The following is a 22,814-nucleotide window of genomic DNA, read 5'->3' as shown; positions in this document are numbered from 1 at the left end:
ATTAAGCAACAATTCTTTCCCGAACCGCAATCGCTTTTTTCAATTCCTCTACTATTCTTATGCAAGCATGTCCATCGCCGTAAGGATTACTGGCGGTTGACATTTTTCGGTAAATGGCATCCTCCTCGAAAAGCATTTCCACCGCTTCAATAATTCGAGAAGAGTCCGTACCAACCAATTTTACCGTTCCGGCCGACAAGGCCTCAGGACGCTCCGTTGTATCTCTCATCACCAAAACCGGTTTTCCCAAAAACGGCGCTTCTTCCTGTATTCCTCCCGAATCGGTTAAAATCAGGTAAGAAAGATCCATCATGTAAACAAACGGCAAATAGTCAATCGGATCAATCAGGAAGATGTTTTTCGCACCGACTCCTCCGTTCACCGGATTTTTACCCAAAATATCGTAAACCGGTTTCTGCACATTCGGATTCAAATGAACCGGATACACAAAATCAACATCAGGATATTTCCCGGCTAAAGTTTTAATTGATTCGCAGATATTTAAAAATCCTCTCCCGAAATTTTCCCGGCGATGTCCGGTTATCAAAACCATTTTTCGCGCACGGTATACCCAGTCGGCCACTAAACTGGTAGGAATTCCTTTGGCCTGCAGCACATTAATAATATCCATTACCACCCGCGACGAACGGTGAATTTTGGTGAGGGTCAACTGCAAAGCATCGATAACGGTATTGCCGGTAACAACAATTCTGTTTTTGCTGATTCCTTCATCCATCAGGTTTTTTTGAGCCATAAGGGTAGGTGCAAAATGCCATTGTGCCAACCTTCCGGTAATTTGACGATTGCCCTCTTCGGGCCACGGCGAATACAAATTATTGGTTCGCAGACCTGCTTCGACATGCCCAACCGCTATTTGCTGATAGTACGCCGCCAAAGCCGTTGTTGAGGAAGTGGATGTATCTCCGTGAACCAATACCAAATCGGGACTGGCTTCTTTCAGCACATCACGCATTCCAATAAGCACCCTACTGGTAATATCGTATAAATCCTGACCGGACTTCATGATTTCAAGATCGTAATCGGGTTGAATATCAAACAAATCCAAAACCTGATCGAGCATTTCGCGATGTTGCCCGGTTACGCAAACAATCGTCTCAAAATCATCGGGATACTTCTGAAATTCTTTTACTAGCGGTGCCATTTTTATGGCTTCGGGGCGGGTTCCAAAAACCAATAGCACCCTGTATTTTCCATTCCCGTTCATAATTCGGTTCATTTAAAAGTGAATATTTTTTTACTGTTCCGCTCCTAAAAATGTGGTTGCTGATGAGCGGTACATTGGTTAGCAGCAACTAGTATGTAGTTACTGTTTACTGATGCTTCGAAGCTTTTACAACTACTGCTGCAGGTACAGCTTCACAATCTTCAGTTTGCTTGTTGGTTACGCCGCAAAAATCCAAAATCAACTTGCCCTTTGTTTTGGGCAGCGAATAAAATTCATTGTGTGCAACCAAATAAACTACCATATCGGCTGCATCAAAAGCATTTTTATAATCGGAGAGTTCATATTCAGGATGTGAATCAATATTTGGTTCAACAAGCAGGATTCCATTCTGCTCAGATCCAATTACTTTTTGCGCAATATATTTGGCAGGCGATTCACGCAAATCATCAATATTTGGCTTGAATGCCATTCCCATTAAGGCAATTTTTGGTTCGTATCCATGTTTCAGCTGAAATTGCAGACTGGCATTCTTAATTTTCTCAACACACCAAAAAGCCTTGTAATTGTTTATTTCTCTGGCTTTTCCAATGATCTGACTTTCCAAGGGATACTCCGAAACAATAAAGTAAGGATCAACAGCAATGCAGTGTCCTCCTACTCCGCAGCCGGGAGTTAAAATAGTTACCCGTGGATGCCTGTTTGCCAATTCAATCAACTCCCAAACATCAATACCTGCCTTATCGCAAATAATTGAAAGCTCGTTGGCAAAAGCAATTTGTACATCGCGGGATGAATTCTCAACCAATTTGCACATTTCAGCAGTTTTTGAATTGGTCCGGTGCAATTCTCCGATCACAAATTTTTGAAAGAATTCGCAGGCCCGTTCCGTCGATTCTTCATTAATACCACCAATTACCCGGTCGTTGTGTTCCAATTCATAAATAATATTGCCGGGCAGTACCCGTTCCGGACAATAAGCAATAAAAATTGTTCCTTCCAGATCCGGACGTTTTGAATAAATCAAATCTCTTACCTTGCCGGTTGTTCCTACCGGAGATGTTGATTCAATTATGAACAAATCCCCCGCCTTCAGTAAAGGAATAACAGCATTGCTTGCAGCAAGCACATAGGAAATGTCCGGTTCATGATTTCCTTTAAAAGGAGTGGGTACGGCAACAGTATACACATCGGCTTCAACGGGTTGCAGGTGAGCGCTTAAATAACCATCCTCCACCACTCTTTTTACCAAATCATCCAAATCGGGCTCAACAATAATAATCCGGCCATCGTTCACGGCTTCAACTACCTTCGGATTTACATCCACTCCATGAACTCTCATACCGCTGTTTGCAATAAGAGCAGCCGTAGGCAGGCCAATATACCCCATACCTATTGTGGTAACTATTTCCATTTTATTCATAAGATTCATCGGAATTTTTAGTGCATAACTGGTTGAACTTGTTTAATGGTATCCAGACTGATGTCTGTATAAACACAAGTTCCCAAAGAATCGAAGCGGATAACAATCCGATTCTTCCCTTTTATTTGTGAGATTTCGCCTTGAATGCCTTTTAGAGGACCTGCAACAACTTCAACTAACTCTCCTTTTTCCAGATGATCAGAACAAAGATCGACCTTGCGGTTTTTATCTTCTAAAAAAAGTCGAAGTGCTTCAATTTGTTGTTCGGGTATAGACACAGCTTTGCCACCGAAAGTTACATACCTAACTGCAAAACCGGAGTTAATTACATTGTAGTATTCTCTTTCGCTGACTTTCACAAATAAATAGGACCGCAAAAGGGGTTCTTCCACCCATTTCGTACGATCACTCCATTGTCGAAGCTCTTTTTGTAAAGGAAGATAGCACTCGATATTTTTCGAGCACAATTCTTGATAAAGTCTCTTTTCAGCCCGCGATCGGGTATAGATCGCATGCCAAAAGTAGGGCCTTTTGATGGCTTGCATGTTGGTTGAGTTAAGGTTGACAAGTGAATATCAGATCTGCAGGAAAATAGATGATAGTTGGTTGAAGACTATATGTATCTACTCTCGTGGAGGAGCGGTTTTCTATCGAATATGGCACAGCTTCGCTTCCTCGGTCACAGAAAGATGTTGTACCGTTATCTTTTTACATCTAATAATTCATCGAAAAGTAAAACTTTCGAAAAGCAATGATTTTGTTCATCAAAGAGAATCAGACTGCTTTTTTTCTTTAATACCATTCAATATACTCTCTGAACGGCAAATAAAATGTCGGGAGTTTTTTACTAATGAACAAATTTGGAGGATCTTTACTTAGAAAGAATCTAAACAATTTTGGTAAGGGGAGGCTATTAACTGACTAACGCATCTTTTTACCTGATATCCAATAGATAAGAAAAACTAAACAAATCTGCTTTGTTTAGTTTATTTTAATATCCAGTTTTCGCATCCCGATAGAATCCTGTATTGGTAATCTTAAACAAAGCGATTTCAGTCGCTTCCATGCATGGATTGAATAAAGAAAAAAAAAGTTATTTGTCGATCATTCATCCAATAAATGAATCGATTAATGGAAAAAGCTTCAGCCGAAAATCCTAAAATATTCAACTGAAGCTTCGCACTTATTTTGCATTTTGTTCCTTGCAGTACTAGTTACTTGTTCCTTTTTACTTGAAGTACTTGTCACTTGTTACTGTCCTGCGCATCCACCACAGCAATAGTAACCAAATTCACCAATTCGCGAACCGAACTTTCCAGGGGAACAATGTGAATTGATTTATTCATTCCCAGTAAAATCGGCCCGATTGCTTCTGCTCCCCCCAGCTCCTGCATTATTTTGTAAGCAATATTGCCACTGCTCAAATTGGGGAAAATAATCGTATTTACTTTCCGGTTCCCCAACTTCGAGAACGGAAACATTTTGGTTCTAAGTTCGTTATTCAACGCAAAATTCATCTGAATATCACCATCCGCAATAAGATCTGGATGATCGCGATGCAGAATCTTTACAGCCTCCTGCACCCTCACCGGACTTCCCTCACGTATCGATCCAAAATTGGAGTAGGAAACCAATGCAATTACCGGTTCGATATTGAATTTGCGAACCGCTTCGGCAGTTAGTAAGGTAGTATCGACCAAAGTTTGTGCCTCGGGCCGGGGATTCACCGTTGTGTCAGAGAAAAAGATGGGCCCCTTCTTGGTCATCATTAAATACATGCCGGCAATGTGATTGATTTCGGGTTTAATACCAACGGTTTGAATTGCGGGTCGAATGGCATCAGAATATTTCGAAGTCGATCCGCTGATAAAAGCATCCGCCTCTCCCATTTCAACCATCATCGCACCAAAATAATTGCGATTGGTCATTTTATCGAGAGCCTCCGAATAGGTTAAGCCCTTTCGGCTGCGTTTATGAAACAATACCTTTGCATATTCCTCTCTTCGGGTTCTTTCCTCTGCTCCCCGCCAATTAATAATCGGTGCATTTCCCAAATCCAGATCATTTTCCTGAATTAATTTTTCGATGTATTCCGTATTCCCCAGTAAAATAGGCTGAGCAATGCCTTCGTGCAATACCGTTTGAGCTGCTTTCAGAACCTTAAAATTAGTTCCCTCGGCAAATACCACCCGTTTCGGATTCCGCCTGGCTTTATCGGTTAAAGCCCTCATTAGTTTATTGTCGCGGCCCAAACGCTCTTCCAATTGCAGTTTATAAGCCTCCCAATTGGTAATGGGAGCGTGCGCTATGCCCGAATCCATTGCCGCTTTGGCAACTGCCGGAGCAACAACGGTTAGTAAACGCGGATCGAGAGGTTTCGGGATGATGTAATCAACACCAAAATTTAAATTCAATTTTCCGTAAGCGATATTTACCATATCGGGTACATCCTCTTTTGCCAAATCGGCCAAAGCCCGCACGGCAGCAATCTTCATGGCCTCGTTAATGGCCGTTGCTTTTACATCCAGTGCGCCGCGAAAAATGAACGGGAAACCCAGCACGTTGTTTACCTGGTTGGGATGATCGGACCGGCCGGTAGCCATAATTAAATCCTTACGGGTTTCCATGGCCAAATCGTAATCAATTTCGGGATTTGGATTGGCCATGGCGAAAACAATCGGCCTGGCGGCCATCGACATAATCATTTCGGGCGTAAGCACATCGGCTACCGATAAGCCCAAAAACATATCTGCCCCTACTAAGGCTTCCTTTAGTGTGCGAACATTTTTACGGGTAGCAAATTCCTTTTTAATAACACTTAAATCGCTGCGCGACTCGTGAATGGCACCCTTGCTGTCGACCATCACAATGTTCTCTTTTTTTATGCCCAACGAAATATACAGGCGTGTGCAGGCCACTGCAGCGGCTCCGGCTCCGTTTACCACCAGTTGAATATCACCCAATTTTTTGTTCTGAATTTCGGCTGCATTCAGCAAGCCTGCGGCCGAAATAATGGCCGTTCCGTGCTGATCGTCGTGCATTACGGGAATTGTCAATTCCTTTTTTAGCCGGTCTTCAATCTCGAAACACTCCGGTGCTTTTATGTCTTCCAAATTAATACCGCCAAAGGTGGGGGCAATTCCCTTCACAATCTTCACAAACTCATCCACATCTTTGGTATCTACCTCAATATCGAACACATCGATATCGGCAAAAACCTTGAACAGCAATCCCTTTCCCTCCATTACCGGCTTGCCGGCCTCAGGACCAATATCGCCCAGGCCCAAAACGGCCGTTCCGTTCGAGATTACCGCTACCAAATTTCCTTTTGCGGTGTACTTGTACACATCCTCAGGGTTCTTCTCAATAGCCAAACAGGGTACGGCTACACCCGGCGTGTAGGCCAGCGATAAATCCAATTGGGTGGAATGGGGTTTGGTAGGTACTACTTCAATTTTTCCGGGGCGTGTGCCTTCGTGATAACTAAGCGCATCTTCTTTGGTAAATTTAGCCATTGCTAATTTGATTTAGGAAATGAGATTGTTTATTGCGTATGAGAAGAGGGCTAAAAGACGGAAGCCTTTGCGGAACTTATTGCAATATACCCAACTTCACTGACTTATACACCAGAGTTTTACACCCTATAATTTCCGCCAAAATTTACTTAGAAGAAAGCTAAATAGGGAAAAACAAAACACCTCTCCCTACTCTTTACAAAATATAAAACCTCAACTGGTCCTTTTACAAAACACCTCTCCCTAACCTATCCGGTTTAAAAACCACAACCAAACCGTCCAGATCAAAATACCTCTCCCTAACCCTCTCCTGGAGGAGAGGGAACTGAAAATACGCAATCAGGAGAATGCCCCCCCTTCTACTTTAGGAGAAGGGGCTGGGGGATGAGGTGTTAAACCAGAAAATATTCATTCGGAAATCAAAAAATCTCTGTTTGGTATTTTCGAAATACCTCACCCTTTCCTACAGGAGAGGGAACTGAAAATGCGCAATCAGGAGAATGCCCCCCTTCTACTTTAGGAGAAAGGGCTGGGGAATGAGGTGTTAAACCAGAAAATATTCATTCGGAAATCAAAAAATCTCTGTTTGGCATTTTCGAAATACCTCACCCTTTCCTACAGGATAGGGAACTGCAGAACCACCGTCAGGGGTTGGAACCGCTGACAGGATACTATTCAAAAGGGGTATTCGCTCAATTTGGCTGAGATTGCCACAGCCTCATGCTTCGGCTTCGCAATGACAGTTTGAATGATGGCGGATATTCTCAGATGAAGGCATAAAAAAATCTCCTCGGGTGGGAGGAGATTCTTTTATCAAACAGGTAAATCCATAAAATCATATCAGATTAATTGAAACTATTCCTAAGTTGAAAACCTAATGAACCTGAGTAATTAAAGCTTATTTGCTTATCGCTTTTAAAATACGCTCTTCTTTAATCAAAACATCTTTCATTAATAGCTGAAATGGAAATTGCGGATGTCTGGAATTCTTAAATCCTTCTAAAATATTTACTAGTGAACTGGCAGTAATTAAAGACAAATTGATATCAAACTGAAGATCACAATCATTCACAAAATCATCGCTAAAGTCAGGAGCTACTAAAAGAGACTTAACGACATTCAATCCGCTACTATTAGCCAAATCCACATAAGATTTAATCTGTCTTGAAACCGAACTAAATTTATTGTATCCACTCTCCTTTACTGTTTTGCACTCAACAACAATGACATCATTACCCCCTAAATTAAGGATAATATCAATTTTATTTTTTGCGGTATTTATCGTCTTTTTTAAATTTTCATCAACATTAAATCCCAACTTCTCGAAAATAGTTTTAGTGATGTCTTCAAATTTTAATCCTAATTCACTTTCTTTTATAAATATTCCATTCTCCTTTAAAACAGTTAAATCCCGAGAACCAATCGATTCATAATTTTCAATCATTAAATTTTCAGCATCCATATATGCGTCCAAAATGTTTATTATTAGGTCTCCTCTGGATTTTAAATTATGTGTAGCAATAAATGCTTTAATTTCATCAATTGGAAGTATATCAAGAATATCCCTTGGTTTTATATTGTAATCCAATAACGTACTACTGTTGATTACAGTATCCTCATGCATTTCAAATTCCTTTAATACCAATTGTTTAAATGTCTTTAGAGTAACATCCAGATCAACAAGTAATTTCTCATAACCTTCAATTGAAATACCAACCTTGTCTTCTTTTTCAAGTTCCTCAAAATAAGAAATTATATTCTGAATCTTTTCTTCAACAGTTACTCCTTTTAATGGCAAATCTATTTTCAATCCATTATCCCAAATCTCGCTTAAAAATTTCTTTTTATCAGTTAAACTAGTGTTATCCTTATATAGCTCATTCCCTAGTAAATTTGAAAATGAAATACCTTCATTTATAATTTGTTTGATCTTTAACTCGTAATCAGATTCTTTAATATCTATATTGTGTTTGCGACATATAAAATTAATTTGTGGTTCCTTAAATGTTTTTAAGACACGACGAAAATACTTATCAGCAATTTCCTTTTTCCTAATTTTACGAAGAACTCTCACAACTTCATCCGCAACATAAACCAAATTATTCTTTTTTGAAAAGAAGATCAATCCAATATTTTTAAGAAATGTTATTACATTATCAATTGCTACTTTTTGAGGAGGAATAATTAAATAATTTATCAGCTTAACTTCTTCCTGAGATAATTCCAATTGATGAGTCAATGTCACCAAAATAGAAAGTTCATCATTTGTTATTTTTAAATCTCTATTATTTTCCGCATCATTGTTATAGGCCGTTGCAACACACGCTTTATATATGTTGTAATCCCGTTTTCGTTTATCATCAATTTCAGATTTATCTGATTCTAATTGAGATTTTAAAATTTGAGTTCTTTTTTTAATTTTAGCAATCTCAATTTCATATAAGTGAGCAAACCAGTCTTGTCTTAAAATACCGTTTCCATCTTTAATTATGATATCAATAAGTATGTCTAATTGGGACGTTGTATTGACAAATTCGGCATTTACTGTCTCTGCAAACTCATTTTCAATTAAATTAAACACTTTAGCAAGATTTATACTATCTGCATTTTTTAAATCGTAGCTAATATCCGAAAGGATTTTGTCGATTTCCTTACTATTTTTAGGACTACCTGATTTAATATTGTCAATAATTTTCAAAAATGAGTTCTTCTCTAAAGAATTAACGTTTTCTAAAATTTTTTCAAGTTTCATTATCTTCGAGTTTTTTTAATATTTCGGTCATCTTTATATTTAGTCCATCTATTTTCTTTTCAATACTATCGTTATTATCACTTACCATTGCATCAACAAAAATTGAATTAACAAGAGAAAGACCTATAATACCTCCAGTTATTACAACAAAAATGAAATAGAGGTAAATAAAAAACGAAACTGATTTTGGGTAGTTCCTGGCAATTAATTCTGGTATTTCAAACCAACCTTCAACTGTGAAAATCTTGAATGTTGAATAAAGAGAAACCGTTGGATCGCTAAAATAATCTGTTCCACTATTTTGAAATAGATAAAATGATAAGATACCAATGATGAAAATGTAAATAACAAAACCTAAAAGAACAAAAACAGATGCTTTTAATGCTCGTTGTACACCCGAAACTAATTGATCTACATCAGGTATGAATTTGAAAAAACGAAAAGCTTTAAAAACTCTTAATATCCTGAATACTAAAAGAAAACTAACATCAAAAATATTAATCTGAAGTAGAAATGAAATTAGAGCTGGAACAGAAAGTGAAATCAAGATAAAATCAACCCGATTCCAATTTGAATTAAAATATCCATTTATCCCAAATTCTTTGAATTTGATGAATAATTCTAAAATAAAAAGTATTGTTATAAAGTTATCTGTGATAGATAAAACTAAATTTTGTTGATCTGAAGATGAATAACCACCTATAAAAAGGATAATAGCATTTATCAGAATCAGACCTAGAATAAATTTATCGTTTAAAAATAGCTTTCTAATCATTTTTTATAGTGCTTCCAACTTTATTTTTACAATAAAATTGGCCTAAGTTTAATTTTATTTATTTCTTCTCATTCAGTATAGTTCTATACATCTAATATTTCTTCGCAACCCCTAAAGTAATCATATTTAAAACACATCAAAAGCTCACCGCCTTATTCATTTTCAATTAAAAGAAGACAAGTTGTTCCCAACTGCAAAGCATCCTGTTTTACCGGCGCAGCAAAGCAAGCACACAAGCAATTATTACTTTCGTTGATAAAATAAATCTCTTAATCAGAAGGAACAGGCCACTAATCACGAGCACAAAGAATTCGCACCGAAAACCCATTAATCATATTTTTCACGTTTTTTAACATTTTATATTCAATATGCCTGCATCCCTACTGTTTACTGAGGGTGCCGCAAGTTGACACTTTTCAGGATCATAATAATTGTGTGGTTTTCTGCACAAAGCGTTTTTACGTTTAACTTAAATTTTCTACTTTCAAAGCTGTTTTATCAAAAAACCCTTCGGGTTTAGCACCGAACAGAACAAAACATCAGTAAAAAAATTATTATTTTATTTACCCTTAAACCGAAAAAACATGTCGGAACAAGAAAATTACGACAGCAGCCTGGAGGAAATACAAGCTTCTGTAAAAAATGAAGAGATTAAACATTGCAGCATGCCTGTTGGGATGTATATCGCAGAAATTAAATCGATTATTCATGTGGCAAAGCAAGACCTGCCACAACTGATTTCTGTTGGCTATCAGTCCGAAAAACTGGAAAAACTGGAAATTTTAACGGGCGCTTTAACTGTTGCTTTATCGATATGGGCAACAGAGGCTACAAGCAAAGCCGAAGCTCTAAAAAAATGGCAGGAAAATGCACCGGCCATGCATGATCTGATTCGTGATTTATATGATAACATGAGGTTTGCCTTCCGAAACCATAACGATTTAATCCAAATTTTGGATGAAATTAATGAAGGCGATTCGAATTCCGATTCGGTGATGGATCTGGCGAAACTGGGCAGACTGGGTAATAATCATGCCGAACTTTTAACGGCAATTGGTTATGAAATGACGCAGTGCAGCAAAGCCTTGAGCGAATCGGAACGAATGGGCGCTATACTGGCCGAAGTGAATGGCTCTTTTTATGTTGATGATGAGAAGAAAGTGATACGCGACAAGTCGTACACTTTGGTAAAACGATATGCTGATGAATTGAAAGATTACGGGAAATTTGTTTTCCGAAAAGATGAAGATCATGCTCAGCTTTATACCAGCAAATATCTTCGCAACAAAAAATCGGAGTACCGAAAAAACAAAGAAAATGCAGCCGCTGACATCCCCGAAGAGACTATCAGTTGAATTGGATGATGAGAATTGCAGAAGGGAATCGGGAGGTTCCCTTTTTTATGCATGGCCACAGGGAAATTGCATCCTGCAAACCAAAAGCAATATCTGATTTTCTGTCTTGGAGGTTCTGATGTATGTCTTGGAAGCCCTTCCCTGTGTCTTGGAGCTTCTGCATCTTGTCTTGGAGTAAAGCTCACTGTGTCTTGGAGCATCTTCTGATTGTCTTGGCGAAGGAACCTTCTGTCTTGGAGCCGCCTCTGATTGTCTTGGAAAAGAACGGGAGCTATTATAACTGCCACGCAAAAGCGCGTGAGTGCCTAAATGCTCTGGCGGTGGTAAAATTACAAAAACAATTTCGGAGCAGGTAAAACCATCGTGAAGATGTGAAATCACTGACAAGGTCTTATTCAAACGGGGATTCACCCAATTTGAAAGGGATTGCCACTGCCTTATGCTTCGGCTTCGCAATAACGGCCTGGTTCTGTTCTCCCTTTTTTAAGGGAATCCCGAAAGTTTTCGGGACGATGGACAGGGTGAAATCCATTCAAACAGAACCGCCGTCGGGATGCAAAGCCGTTACTCACCGGCCTGTTAACAGGCTACAGTAAAGCGGCGAACTGTGGTATTTTCTTTGCAATTTTAACCGCAACATCTCCCAATTCTTTAATGTTATGGATTAATTGGGCTTGTGACAGATTGTCTTTCGATGCTTGATCAACCACATTTATAAGATCCAAATATATTTGTGAATCGGTGGTTTTAGGTACAAGAGCATCAATTTCTTCTTTCGATAATCCTTTTAATTCATTTAATTCCTGTTGGTATTTGCCGGTAAAAGCTGCATCAGCTTCAGCAAATAAATCATCAAATTTATTTTTCGCCATTGCTTTGTTTTTTATTGGTTATCTCTTTTATCTGATTCGTTATTTTCTGGATTTGTTTGTAGGCATCATCGCTTTGGGCATCGATTTTTTTCCCCGCTTCAACAGCCTTCTCAACCTGTTCCGAAACTTTCACCAATGAATTTGTAAGCAGACTGTCTGCCCCCTCCAAACCAATCATTGAAAGTGCTTCCTGCTGTGTTCCTTTTAATTTTCGCAACGACTGCAGGTAAGCTGTAATGGTATGATTGGCAGTAAGCGCATTTTCGTACGACTGATTGATTGATTTGGTAATTTCGGAATGCTGCTGTTTTATTGGCAGCAACAATTCATTTCTTTTACCGGATATCTGATTTTGAGCCGCTTCAAGAAATTCCTGCATATCATTAATTGCAGCTTTCGATTCTTCTTCTCCTTCTTGTTTTCCTGCCAGCTCAATTACACTGTATAAACATGGTTTTCCGTCCTTGTAATCCTGCAACTGACTTTTTAATGCATAATGAATTACAAAAGGAACATAAACATCATCAACAAAAGAATTAATATCATTTTCAATTTTTTTGAAATAGAGATCTGTAATATTGTTGTGCGATTGATGCAATATCTGCAGATCGCTGCCGAGGGTTTGAGATAATAGTACTGTCTCTTTTGGAATTGAGGCACAGGCGGTAAACAGAAACAATACTGCCAGTACTCCTATATTTTTCACTCTCATCATTTGGGTTTGTTTGTTTTGAAACTATTTAATTTGATAATTGCGGGCGGATACCTTTCGTGAATTTTTGACTTTCATTAAATCGCATCTGCCATTTAAGCGGGTGATAAATTGCTACACCATAAACAATGGATTCTTATTAAATTCTTTCCAATCTTTTTCGAGCAGCTTGTACATGTCATCTATTTCTTTCGAAGAGATATCACTCTCCTTCAGCTCCAAAATATAATTCATCAGGTTGTAGCAAGTGGTAAACTGACCGCATGCTATGAGAGAATCCATTCTGTCGGTAGAGACATCCTCTTTATCCCACCACAATGATGTTGGAGCTTCCGAGGCTATTAATGCAACCTGCTTCAGCTGCTTTCCAGGCTGGGTGATTTGTATCTTGTGCTTAAAATTGTTTTTGTACAATGTTTCTTTGCCATTCAGTTTATACACTGTAGATGTGATGATTTTATTTTTCAATTCCTCTTTGGAGTAAATCAAATTGTAATTTAACCGTCTGATTTGTTTCAGGAAAACATCACTTACCATTTTAACCCCCGATGTAGCTCTTTCAATCAGCATTCTTTTCACCAAATCAATATCCAATCTCTGAAAAGACATCACTTCGTCCAACAACTCCTCCGGAACATTTTTCGCGAATAGCGACATCACTTTTTTCAGCACATCACTCTTTAGATGCCCTGCCGCAAAACCGATTAAGGATAAACAAAAACCGATACCTGTTACTACTCCCCCTAACACATAGATGGATGGCCAGGCTCTCCCCTTAATCAATTCCAAAGAATTAATCAGCATCAAAACAATACCTGCCAACAGAGTTGCCCAATATGCCCAGTGAAACCGGAAGTAGTTTAGCCATTTCAGCACCATTTTCTGAACTGTTACCTGGGAAGAATCGGTAGAAGAATCGCCCAGCCAGGGAACCATTTTATAACTCCCCACATCGTTCACAATAATTAAATCCAATGATTTATCACGTTTCCTTTCCATGGATTTATTGATGTTCATCATGCTGCCAATCCCTTGATTATCGACGATTCCTCCATCCATGATACCAACACCTTTGGCAAATATGCCCAGCCTTTTTAAAGCTTTATAGTCTAAATCAGTCCTGTCTTTAAAGTAATCATCAGGAAATAGTAATGGTTCAAAACCTATCGGAAAACATGATGATGACGCTACAATATCTGCAAGGTCAATCTTTCCGTTCATCTTATTTAGCTCAGCACAATTCAATGGATTGTTTCCAAACTTTCCGGTACTTTGAAACCGAAAGGCCAATCCGAAAGAGAAATCAGTAGCATTAAAACATACATGCTTTAAATTTAAAGAGGTCATATTTTTAAACATTTCAAATTTCCCCTTGAATATATCAAGATCGGAATAGGCAAGCGCGAAGGCATTGATTAATGATCTTTTCTTGTACGAACAGTTCTTCCAGACTGAATTATCCTCCAATTTTGAAATGGCATTTTCGAGCAGCCGGTCTGCCCCGGGAGTAAATGTTGAATAAAAGCTGTCGTAAAAAGAATCGAATTTGAAATTGGAATCCTGAACTGCTTTTGCATAAGCCACTGCCAGCAACGTGCCGCCACTAACCGAACTAATGGCCTCAACATTGCTAAGGAGCGGCTTTTTCTTAAATTCTATTTTATTTAAATAAGATATTACTCCCAATGAAAAAAACGTGGCCCGGTATCCTCCACCACTAAAGCAAAGTCCAATACTTTCAAAAGCTTCAAATTTAGTTTCCATGCTTGTTTGTTTTTGATTTTAACAGATATAGTTTGTTTCGTGTTTCACAAATAATCAGGGGACAACATTTGGCTGTATTCAGTTTTCCCGTTTGTAAAATAGGCTATGAACGCAATCAAGTGATCCATACAACACCATTTATCCCGGTTCTCATTCAAATTAGTTTCGCTTTAAAGATATTGCTCAAACCAGTCTAAGGTGATTCATTTTTAGCAATACTTAAGTTAATCATATTTAATACAACCAAAAAAAATAATTCTTATTCCTCCTCACTTAAAAAAAGATGACTGACTCTTAATAACCACATCTCCTATCTAACGATACAAACAAATAACAATCAGCATTAACTATCGTGTTTATTTACAGAATAAATCATTTCATCTCAAATAACGAGATACTTACCTGTAAATAGTGAATTCACTATCGAATACCAGCTAATCATATTTTACATTTTTTTTTAATGATTTATATTCAACGAATCTACATCACCACGGTTTACTTAGGGGACCGCAACCTGACACATTTTAAAATCATAACAAATAAACAATCTTCGATTAAAGCGTTTTTTATATTCAACTTAAACTTCCTGTATTCTATCGTTTATTTATTGAATAACACACCTCACACCAAGCTTTCCAGACTAAAGCACCACCCTAGCCTATCCAGATTAAAGCACCTCTCCCTAACCCTCTCCTGAAGGAGAGGGAACTGATATACGTAATCAGGAAAGTGCACCGAGAGATGAGGTCTTAAACCAGAAAAGTATTTCATTTTCAAAATCGAAGCTTTTCCAAATAAAATACCGCACCCTAACCTTCCAGATTAAAATACCTCTCCCTAGCCCTCTCCTGAAGGAGAGGGAACTGTAAACCCACAATTAAGAGAATGAACCGAGGGATGAGGTCTTAAACCAGAAAAGTATTTCATTTTCAAAATCGAAGCTTTTCCAAATAAAAAACCACACACCAAACCTTCCAGATCAAAATACCTCTCCCTAACCCTCTCCTGAAGGAGAGGGAACTGTAAACACACAATTAAGAGAATGAACCGAGGGATGAGGTCTTATGAACAATAATCATTAAATTACACAATCCTAAATTTTATGAAATGGTAGATTACAAAGAATGCTTATTTTATGACGCTTCCCCCGAAATTCATCGTCGGGCAAAAGAATTGAGAAGAAACATGACTGAATCTGAGAAACTACTTTGGTCGGAAATCAGAAATAGAAAAATAAATGGTTTAAAATTCAGAAGGCAACATCCTATCAACATCTTCATTGCTGATTTTTATTGCCATGAAATAAAACTGGTAATAGAGCTTGATGGTAATATTCACGATTCTGAAGAGAACAAAGAATATGATCAAGGAAGAACAGCAGAATTAGGATATTTAGGAGTAAAAGTTATTCGGTTTGCAAATGAAGAGGTAATGAATTCAATGAATACAGTTTTGGCAAAAATAAAAACGTTCTGTTAGCAAGAGTCTTCTTAATTTCTCTGAAACACCTCAATCAAATCCTCTACTTATTACAAGACCTCTCCCTTTTCCAAATAAAACACCACACCAAACCTTCCAGATTAAAACACCTCTCCCTAGCCCTCTCCTGAAGGAGAGGGAACTGTAAACACACAATTAAGAGAATGAACCGAGGGATGAGGTCTTAAACCAGAAAAGTATTTCATTTTCAAAATCGAAGCTTTTCCAAATAAAATACCTCTCCCTAACCTTCCAGATTAAAATACCTCTCCCTAGCCCTCTCCTGAAGGAGAGGGAACTGTAAACACACAATTAAGAGAATGAACCGAGGGATAAGGTCTTAAACCAGAAAAGTATTTCATTTTCAAAATCGAAGCCTTTCCAAATAAAAAACCACACACCAAACCTTCCAAATAAAATACCTCACCCTAACCTTCCAGATTAAAACACCTCACCCTAGCCCTCTCCTTCAGGAGAGGGAATTGCACATGCGCAATCAGGGGAATGCTCCCCTTCTACTTTAGGAGAAGGGGCTGGGGGATGAGGTCTTAAACCAGAAAAGTATTTCATTTTCAAAATCGAAGCCTTTCCAAATAAAATACCGCACCCTAACCTTCCAGATTAAAGCACCTCTCCCTAGCCCTCTCCTTCAGGAGAGGGAACTGTAAATACACAATTAAGAGAATGAACCGAGGGATGAGGTCTTAAACCAGAAAAGTATTTCATTTTCAAAATCGAAGCTTTTCCAAATAAAATACCGCACCAAACCTTCCAGATTAAAGCACCTCACCCTAGCCCTCTCCTGAAGGAGAGGGAACTGCAAAACAAAAAAAAAGAGCTCCAATACTGGAGCTCTTTCTATATATCAATGTTATATGATCTTATTTTTTGCCTCTTTGTTTTGCGGCTTCTTCCAAACGTTGTTGGAATTTCGATTTCTTAACCGGCTTTTTCTTATTTGCTTCCAACATGGCCAATACTTTATCGTCATCAACCATAAATTTACGAATGGCTATGGTTTGAAGAACAGTAAATAAAGTTGCAATAAAGTAGTAGTAAGAAAGACCTGATGCGTAGTTATTGAACCATCCTAAGAACATTACCGGCATTAAATACATCATGTATTTCATACCCGGCATCTGATTCGAGGATTGCATTTGTCCGTTCATACTGGTGTACACTAAGTTGGTACCTGCCATCAACAAACAGAACAAACTTACGTGATCGCCATACCAAGGAATATTCCAAGGCAATGTTAAGATAGAATCGTATGATGACAAATCCTTTGCCCAAAGAAAACTTTGCTGACGCAATTCGAATGATGCAGGGAAAAAGCGGAACAAGGCAATCAGGAATGGGAACTGTACCAACATTGGCAAACATCCCCCCATTGGGTTTACTCCTGCTTTTTTATACAAAGCCATGGTTGCCTGCTGGCGTTCCATTGCTTTATCTTTCGGAATTTTCTCATTAATCGCATCAATCTGAGGTTTCAACACCTTCATTTTTGCTGTAGACATGTACGACTTGTAAGTCAATGGAGCCAAAAGCAACTTAATGATGATGGTTAAAATCAGGATAATGATTCCGTAATTACTAATAAATCCTTCCAAAAAGTTAAAGATTGGAATCACGAAATACCTGTTTATCCATCCAAATATCGACCAGCCTAAATTAATCAGCTTATGCAATTGGATATCATGACCATCTAAATTCTTACCGTACTCACGTAAAGTATTGAATTTATTGGGGCCAAAATAGAATTTCATTGGATGTGTTTCCAATTGTGTTCCTTCATATGGCAATGAAATTTCGGCAGAGAAATTCTTTAAAATTGGAGAATTTTCATCCATATCAACAGATTTCAACTTCACTCCTTTAAAAGCGTCATCAGCAATTAAAACAGATGAGAAAAACTGTTGCTTAAATCCAATCCACTTTACTTTTGTAGCTAAATCTTCTTCTTTATCCCCTGTAATAGACAAATTATCAACTTCATCTTCGAAAAATTTGTAGTACAAAGCTGTGTATTGGTTTTCGAACTTGCGTCCTTTTTCCTGTCTTGGGATATCTTCCTGCCAATTGAAAGTAACGAAATTTGAATTGCGTGAAATCACATCCTGCATTCCTACCAGATTCACAGTAAAATCAACCATGTAAGAATCGGAAGCCAAAGTATATTTATACTCAATGTACTTATCATCTCCAACCATCAATCTCATACTAACCCCTTTTTCCGAGGTAGCCGCATTTACAGAAGTGGCACCATTTGCTTCAACAAAAAACAAGTCCTGAGTACTCATCGGCTTGTTTTCGGAATAGAAGGTTAATCCAAACTTGCTGTTTTTCTCAGCCCATAATAACAATGGCAAAGAATCGTGAGTTTGGAATTCCTTCAACTGAACATTCTGAATTCGTCCCCCTCTGGTATTCAGAGTTAGCTTTACCAATTTATTCTCAAGAGTAATGAATTCTTCCTTCTGATTTACCGCACCTGAAAAAGCACCATAGGTTTCTTTCGTTGCAACAGTGTCCTCTTTTACTTCAGCATATTGAGTCTTTAAGCCTTCCAGTCTGGCTGCTTCGATCTCTTCATTGTGCAAGCGATCAACCCGCGCAATTGAGTCTCTGGTGTTTATGGCCTTGATTTCCTCTTCAGATGGCTTTGTCAGGTAAGTATACCCAATCAAAATCGCTCCGATGATCAACAAGCCAAAAATCGAATTTCTATCCATTTTATATTTTTTTAAATCTTATGTTCTTAAAAGTAACAAGTACTTATGCTGCTTAAAACACCTCCTGGAAGGTTCTTAACATTAATGATGCTCTTATTTTTCCTCCATTGCCACTTTCACAAACTCTACGAATAAAGGATGTGGCTTGATAACAGTACTCTTGTATTCCGGGTGAAATTGTACCCCAACGAACCATTTGTGTCCTTCCAACTCAACAACTTCAACCAATCCTGTATCAGGATTCATTCCAGTCGCTTTCATTCCGGCTGCTTCGTATTGCTCTAAATACTCATTGTTAAATTCGTAACGGTGACGATGACGTTCTGATATTTCCTTTTGTCCGTATGCTTTTAATGCTTTCGAACCATCTTTCAAAATACAATCGTAAGCACCCAAACGCATCGTTCCGCCTTTTTCAGTTACGTTTTTCTGTTCTTCCATAAGGTCGATTACCGGATAAGGAGATTTAGGATTCATCTCTAAGGAATCAGCATCTTCCAACTTTAATACGTTACGGGCAAATTCAATTACCGAAACCTGCATGCCTAAACAAATTCCAAGGAAGGGAATATTGTTTTCGCGGGCATATTTAGTGGCCAAAATCTTTCCTTCTATACCTCTATGACCAAAACCCGGAGCAACTAAAATTCCTTTTAGGTCTTTCAGTTCTTCCTGATAATTTTTATCAGTCAATTTTTCGGAATGAATCCACTGAATATTTACTTTGCATTCGTTTACCGAACCCGCATGTAAAAACGACTCTGCAATTGATTTATATGCATCATGTAACTCAACGTATTTTCCTACCAAACCAATTTTAACTTCTGATTTTGGGTTTTGTAAACGATTCAGAAATTTAGTCCATTCAATTAATTTAGGCTCTTTTCTTAAATCCAAACCAAGCTTTTCGCAAACAATTACATCGAGTTTTTCCTCTCTCATTTTCAAAGGAACCTCGTAAATTGTTTTCACATCAATCGACTGAATAACTGCATTTGGTTCAACATTACAAAACAATGCTACCTTTCTACGAACATCAGTAGGCAATTCGTGTTCTGTACGTAACACCAAAACTTCCGGCTGTACTCCAGTTTCCAACAATGATTTTACAGAATGCTGAGTAGGTTTGGTTTTTAGTTCGCCCGAAGCAGCAAGGTATGGTACCAATGTTAAGTGAATTACAATAGCATCGCGCCCCAACTCCCATTTTAACTGACGAACAGCTTCGATATATGGTAAAGATTCAATATCTCCAACAGTACCACCAATTTCAGTAATTACTACATCAAATTTATGCTTGGAACCAAGCATTTTGATGTTTCTCTTAATTTCGTCGGTAATATGAGGAATGATTTGAACTGTCTTTCCTAAAAAATCTCCTTTTCTTTCCTTATTAATAACGTTACGATAAATTCTACCTGTTGTAACATTATTAGCCTGAGAGGTAGGAATGTTGGTAAAACGCTCGTAATGTCCCAAATCCAAATCGGTTTCAGCCCCATCATCGGTTACAAAACATTCTCCATGCTCGTAAGGATTTAATGTACCCGGGTCTACATTTAAATAAGGATCCAGTTTCTGATTGGTAACAGAATAACCTCTGGCCTGTAACAATTTAGCCAATGATGATGCTATTATTCCTTTTCCTAATGAGGAGGTTACCCCACCTGTAACGAAGATGTATTTGGTTGTTGACACTTGCTGAACGTTTTATGAATTATTAAAGGTGCAAAAGTAGTTAATTTATGCATTTTTAGGAAACTATTTCCATGTTTCGCAAGATCAAATTTAGAGAATCAGACTTTTCAGATAGTTTCCAGATAACAAAAAAGAAAACACAAACGTTTTACTCTTCCTTAAATTCGACTAAAACACACTTGACAGTTAGATCTTTAAATGCTTTTGTGTTCAATCAAAAAATCCTCCACTTTAAAAATGGAGGATGATATTTATTCCGATCAATTTATTCTACGAAACCAATCCATCAATAACTTTCAATTTTTCCTGAAGAAGTTTCAAGTTCTGTTTTCCTTTTTCGATTTTCTCTTCAATTTCCTGAACTATAGAATCAGATGTTTTTGAGGCAGAAAAGAATCCAACGTTATTTTCCCATAAGCCTATATCAGTTTCCAATTGCTTAATTTTTCCGGCAATTTTATTTCTCTCACCAATAATTTTGTCTTCGGAATGATTCATGCTTAGGAAATTATCAATTTTCGATTGAAATTTCTGAACTTCCTTATCCCCTGTTTCCAAGTCCATCTTGTCGTAAACAGCATTTAATGCTCTTCTAAAATCCTCCTGAATTTTATCTTTCTTCTTAAAAGGAACATGACCTATTTGTGTCCATTCTTTCTGAAATTCGCGAAGTGCTGCCAAATTCTCATCATCATCCTCGCTTAATTGGAAATTTTGAATCTTGTCAATCACTTCCTCTTTACGTTTCAAATTTTCAGTATGATCAGTATCTACATGATCAAAATGTTTCGATTTATCACTGAAGAACTTATCACATGCGGCTCTGAACCGAACCCACAATTCTTCTGAAATCTTCCGGGGCACCGGCCCTATCTTTTTCCATTCTTTTTGGATAGCGATTAATTTATCTGTTGTTTCTTTCCAATCGGTACTGTCCTGAAGACTCTCAGCAAGCTCGCACAATTCAGTTTTCTTCTCCAAATTATCCCCAAGCTTATCCTTCAGTTTCAAATAAAACTTACGTTTTTTATCAAAGTACAGATCGCAGGCACTTCTAAATCGCTGATAGATTTTATTATTGTCTTTTTTAGGTGCAAAACCAATCGTTCGCCACTCTTTTTGCAATTCCAAAATCTCCTTAGAGCTTGCATTCCAATCTTTATGAGATTCAATATTTGAATTAGCAATTAATTCCACTTTATCACACAGAACCTCTTTTTTCTCAAGATTCGTTTTTTGCTCTGACTTTAAGCCTTCGTAAAATTCCTGGTGATTTCGGTTAATTATTGTTGTGGCCTCCTTAAATCGTTCCCAAATCTCTTCTTTTTGTTCACGGGGAACCGGTCCAATCTCTCTCCACTGTTCGTGATATTTTTGCAATGTATTAAAAGCCTTCACTACCGAAGGGTCTTCCAATAATTCTTCAGCCTCCTCGCACAAACGAACCTTAGCTGCCAAATTCTTTTTTAAATCGAGATCGCGCAACTCTTTATTAATTTTTATATAATCGTAAAAATTCTCGACATGATGATGATAATTATCCCACAAATCTTTAAGAGCTGCCTGCGGAACCATACCTGTTTCGTGCCATTTTTTCTGCAAATCTCTAAATTCCTGAAAAGTTTTATCAAAAGCTTCTTTTCTATTTACCAGATCCTTTATGTCCTCAATTATCTGATACTTAATCTGTAAATTGGCCTCCTTTTCCTCTTCCAGATTTCGGGTTTGAACAATCCGGCTCCCTCTATAATCATGAAGCAATTCCTTCATTTTCAGCTCCAATTCATCTGTTCCGAAATCAAATTCCTCCTCTTTCCCCCCTTCTTCCAAAAATTTCTTTTGGGCTTCAGCAACCTCTTCATTGTGCTTTTTATAAAAATTGTGTTTTATTACATCCAGCTTGCCCTTTAAACCTTTCGCAGGTTTATGTTCCAACAAAAGAGTTAATCGGTCAACCAATTCACTTTTTTCCATTATTGTGTAATCGGGCTCTGCCTGCACTTCAACTACCTCTTTCTGATCATCAGAAACACCAACAGGAGTTTCCTCCACCACTTCAGCCTCAGAAATATCTTCATCTTCTTTGACTTCTATTTCGGAAACCGTCCTTTCTGATTTTATTTCCTCATTTATTATTTCGGAAGATTCCTTTTCATCTTTAGGAGTCTCCGTCATTACAGGCTGATCATCTGAAGTTTTTTCTTCAACAGATTCATTCTCATGAGAATCACTACCTACTTCAGGTGTTTCTAAATTTTCATTCGCTTCATTCTCATGTGAGAGGTTCGATAGATCTTTTGCTTTCATGTAGTTTGCATTAGATTAGCAACTCAATAATTTAAGTGCCTTGTTAACAATACAATTTTCAAAGGAATTTTAGGTTCATTCCTTACGAATTTAACTAATTAAGTGTTAATCCTCAAAGATTTTCAACATTTTTCTTTTCCTTACAAAACAAAGAGGTTCATGCAGTACATGAACCCCTCAACGAAAACCAACAAATTAACGAATCTAACATTTTTGTTTTATTTGTAAAACAAATAATTCATGC

14 protein-coding genes are annotated in these 22,814 nt (G+C 37.7%); 2 read left to right on the top strand and 12 right to left on the bottom strand.

Annotation, left to right across the window (positions count from 1 at the left end; translation table 11 throughout):
* Nucleotide 1: 1 nt before the first annotated feature.
* The 6 genes from wecB to QUH73_RS08830 all read right to left on the bottom strand — a co-directional run bounded on the left by wecB (nt 2) and on the right by QUH73_RS08830 (nt 9,648).
* Nucleotides 2-1,237, bottom strand: coding sequence for a non-hydrolyzing UDP-N-acetylglucosamine 2-epimerase (gene wecB / locus QUH73_RS08855; protein ID WP_289530080.1), 1,236 nt, complete (start codon nt 1,235-1,237; stop codon nt 2-4).
* 94 nt (nt 1,238-1,331) lie between these two features.
* Nucleotides 1,332-2,606, bottom strand: coding sequence for a UDP-N-acetyl-D-mannosamine dehydrogenase (gene wecC / locus QUH73_RS08850; protein ID WP_289530079.1), 1,275 nt, complete (start codon nt 2,604-2,606; stop codon nt 1,332-1,334).
* Nucleotides 2,607-2,623: 17 nt separating this feature from the next.
* Entirely contained in the window at nt 2,624-3,151 is a 528-nt protein-coding gene (locus tag QUH73_RS08845; protein ID WP_289530078.1) for a UpxY family transcription antiterminator, read from the bottom strand.
* 699 nt (nt 3,152-3,850) lie between these two features.
* Complete coding sequence (locus QUH73_RS08840) at nt 3,851-6,121, bottom strand: NADP-dependent malic enzyme (RefSeq protein ID WP_289530077.1); 2,271 nt, start codon at nt 6,119-6,121, stop codon at nt 3,851-3,853.
* An 898-nt stretch (nt 6,122-7,019) separates the two neighbouring features.
* A complete protein-coding gene (locus tag QUH73_RS08835; RefSeq protein WP_289530076.1) occupies nt 7,020-8,873 on the bottom strand; it encodes a hypothetical protein in 1,854 nt (617 codons plus the stop codon).
* Nucleotides 8,863-9,648 (bottom strand): ion transporter, encoded by a 786-nt coding sequence (locus QUH73_RS08830; RefSeq protein ID WP_289530075.1) that lies wholly within the window; start codon nt 9,646-9,648, stop codon nt 8,863-8,865. Before QUH73_RS08830 ends, QUH73_RS08835 begins: the two co-directional genes overlap by 11 nt.
* A gap of 584 nt (nt 9,649-10,232) precedes the next feature.
* On the opposite strand from QUH73_RS08830, the gene QUH73_RS08825 reads away from it, so the two are divergent.
* Complete coding sequence (locus QUH73_RS08825; protein ID WP_289530074.1) at nt 10,233-11,003, top strand: hypothetical protein; 771 nt, start codon at nt 10,233-10,235, stop codon at nt 11,001-11,003.
* Nucleotides 11,004-11,590: 587 nt separating this feature from the next.
* Here QUH73_RS08825 and QUH73_RS08820 read toward each other — a convergent pair.
* The 3 genes from QUH73_RS08820 to QUH73_RS08810 all read right to left on the bottom strand — a co-directional run bounded on the left by QUH73_RS08820 (nt 11,591) and on the right by QUH73_RS08810 (nt 14,351).
* Nucleotides 11,591-11,875 (bottom strand): hypothetical protein, encoded by a 285-nt coding sequence (locus QUH73_RS08820; RefSeq protein ID WP_289530073.1) that lies wholly within the window; start codon nt 11,873-11,875, stop codon nt 11,591-11,593.
* The gene (locus QUH73_RS08815) at nt 11,862-12,587 is read right to left on the bottom strand and encodes a hypothetical protein (protein ID WP_289530072.1); all 726 of its coding nucleotides are present in this window, start codon (nt 12,585-12,587) and stop codon (nt 11,862-11,864) included. Before QUH73_RS08815 ends, QUH73_RS08820 begins: the two co-directional genes overlap by 14 nt.
* 114 nt (nt 12,588-12,701) lie before the next feature.
* Nucleotides 12,702-14,351 (bottom strand): patatin-like phospholipase family protein, encoded by a 1,650-nt coding sequence (locus tag QUH73_RS08810; RefSeq protein ID WP_289530071.1) that lies wholly within the window; start codon nt 14,349-14,351, stop codon nt 12,702-12,704.
* 1,107 nt (nt 14,352-15,458) lie between these two features.
* Between QUH73_RS08810 and QUH73_RS08805 the strand changes: the two genes are divergently transcribed.
* Complete coding sequence (locus tag QUH73_RS08805) at nt 15,459-15,830, top strand: endonuclease domain-containing protein (protein WP_289530070.1); 372 nt, start codon at nt 15,459-15,461, stop codon at nt 15,828-15,830.
* 881 nt (nt 15,831-16,711) lie between these two features.
* On the opposite strand, the gene yidC is transcribed toward QUH73_RS08805, so the two are convergent.
* The 3 genes from yidC to QUH73_RS08790 all read right to left on the bottom strand — a co-directional run bounded on the left by yidC (nt 16,712) and on the right by QUH73_RS08790 (nt 22,570).
* On the bottom strand, nt 16,712-18,565 hold the full coding sequence (yidC, locus tag QUH73_RS08800) for a membrane protein insertase YidC (protein WP_289530069.1): 1,854 nt from the start codon (nt 18,563-18,565) through the stop codon (nt 16,712-16,714).
* A 93-nt stretch (nt 18,566-18,658) separates the two neighbouring features.
* Entirely contained in the window at nt 18,659-20,263 is a 1,605-nt protein-coding gene (locus tag QUH73_RS08795; protein WP_289530068.1) for a CTP synthase, read from the bottom strand.
* Between the two features lie 270 nt (nt 20,264-20,533).
* Nucleotides 20,534-22,570, bottom strand: coding sequence for a DUF349 domain-containing protein (locus QUH73_RS08790; RefSeq protein ID WP_289530067.1), 2,037 nt, complete (start codon nt 22,568-22,570; stop codon nt 20,534-20,536).
* Between the last annotated feature and the right edge of the window lie 244 nt (nt 22,571-22,814).

The sequence above is a fragment of the Labilibaculum sp. K2S genome (assembly GCF_030372765.1).
Taxonomy (GTDB): Bacteria; Bacteroidota; Bacteroidia; order Bacteroidales; family Marinifilaceae; genus Labilibaculum.
This window is presented reverse-complemented; position numbering and strand designations above follow the sequence as displayed.

Coding starts and splice junctions, on each gene's coding strand:
- wecB (WP_289530080.1), bottom strand. CDS start 1,237: ATGAACCGAATTATGAACGGGAATGGAAAATACAGGGTGCTATTGGTT.
- wecC (WP_289530079.1), bottom strand. CDS start 2,606: ATGAATAAAATGGAAATAGTTACCACAATAGGTATGGGGTATATTGGC.
- QUH73_RS08845 (WP_289530078.1), bottom strand. CDS start 3,151: ATGCAAGCCATCAAAAGGCCCTACTTTTGGCATGCGATCTATACCCGA.
- QUH73_RS08840 (WP_289530077.1), bottom strand. CDS start 6,121: ATGGCTAAATTTACCAAAGAAGATGCGCTTAGTTATCACGAAGGCACA.
- QUH73_RS08835 (WP_289530076.1), bottom strand. CDS start 8,873: ATGAAACTTGAAAAAATTTTAGAAAACGTTAATTCTTTAGAGAAGAAC.
- QUH73_RS08830 (WP_289530075.1), bottom strand. CDS start 9,648: ATGATTAGAAAGCTATTTTTAAACGATAAATTTATTCTAGGTCTGATT.
- QUH73_RS08825 (WP_289530074.1), top strand. CDS start 10,233: ATGTCGGAACAAGAAAATTACGACAGCAGCCTGGAGGAAATACAAGCT.
- QUH73_RS08820 (WP_289530073.1), bottom strand. CDS start 11,875: ATGGCGAAAAATAAATTTGATGATTTATTTGCTGAAGCTGATGCAGCT.
- QUH73_RS08815 (WP_289530072.1), bottom strand. CDS start 12,587: ATGAGAGTGAAAAATATAGGAGTACTGGCAGTATTGTTTCTGTTTACC.
- QUH73_RS08810 (WP_289530071.1), bottom strand. CDS start 14,351: ATGGAAACTAAATTTGAAGCTTTTGAAAGTATTGGACTTTGCTTTAGT.
- QUH73_RS08805 (WP_289530070.1), top strand. CDS start 15,459: ATGGTAGATTACAAAGAATGCTTATTTTATGACGCTTCCCCCGAAATT.
- yidC (WP_289530069.1), bottom strand. CDS start 18,565: ATGGATAGAAATTCGATTTTTGGCTTGTTGATCATCGGAGCGATTTTG.
- QUH73_RS08790 (WP_289530067.1), bottom strand. CDS start 22,570: ATGAAAGCAAAAGATCTATCGAACCTCTCACATGAGAATGAAGCGAAT.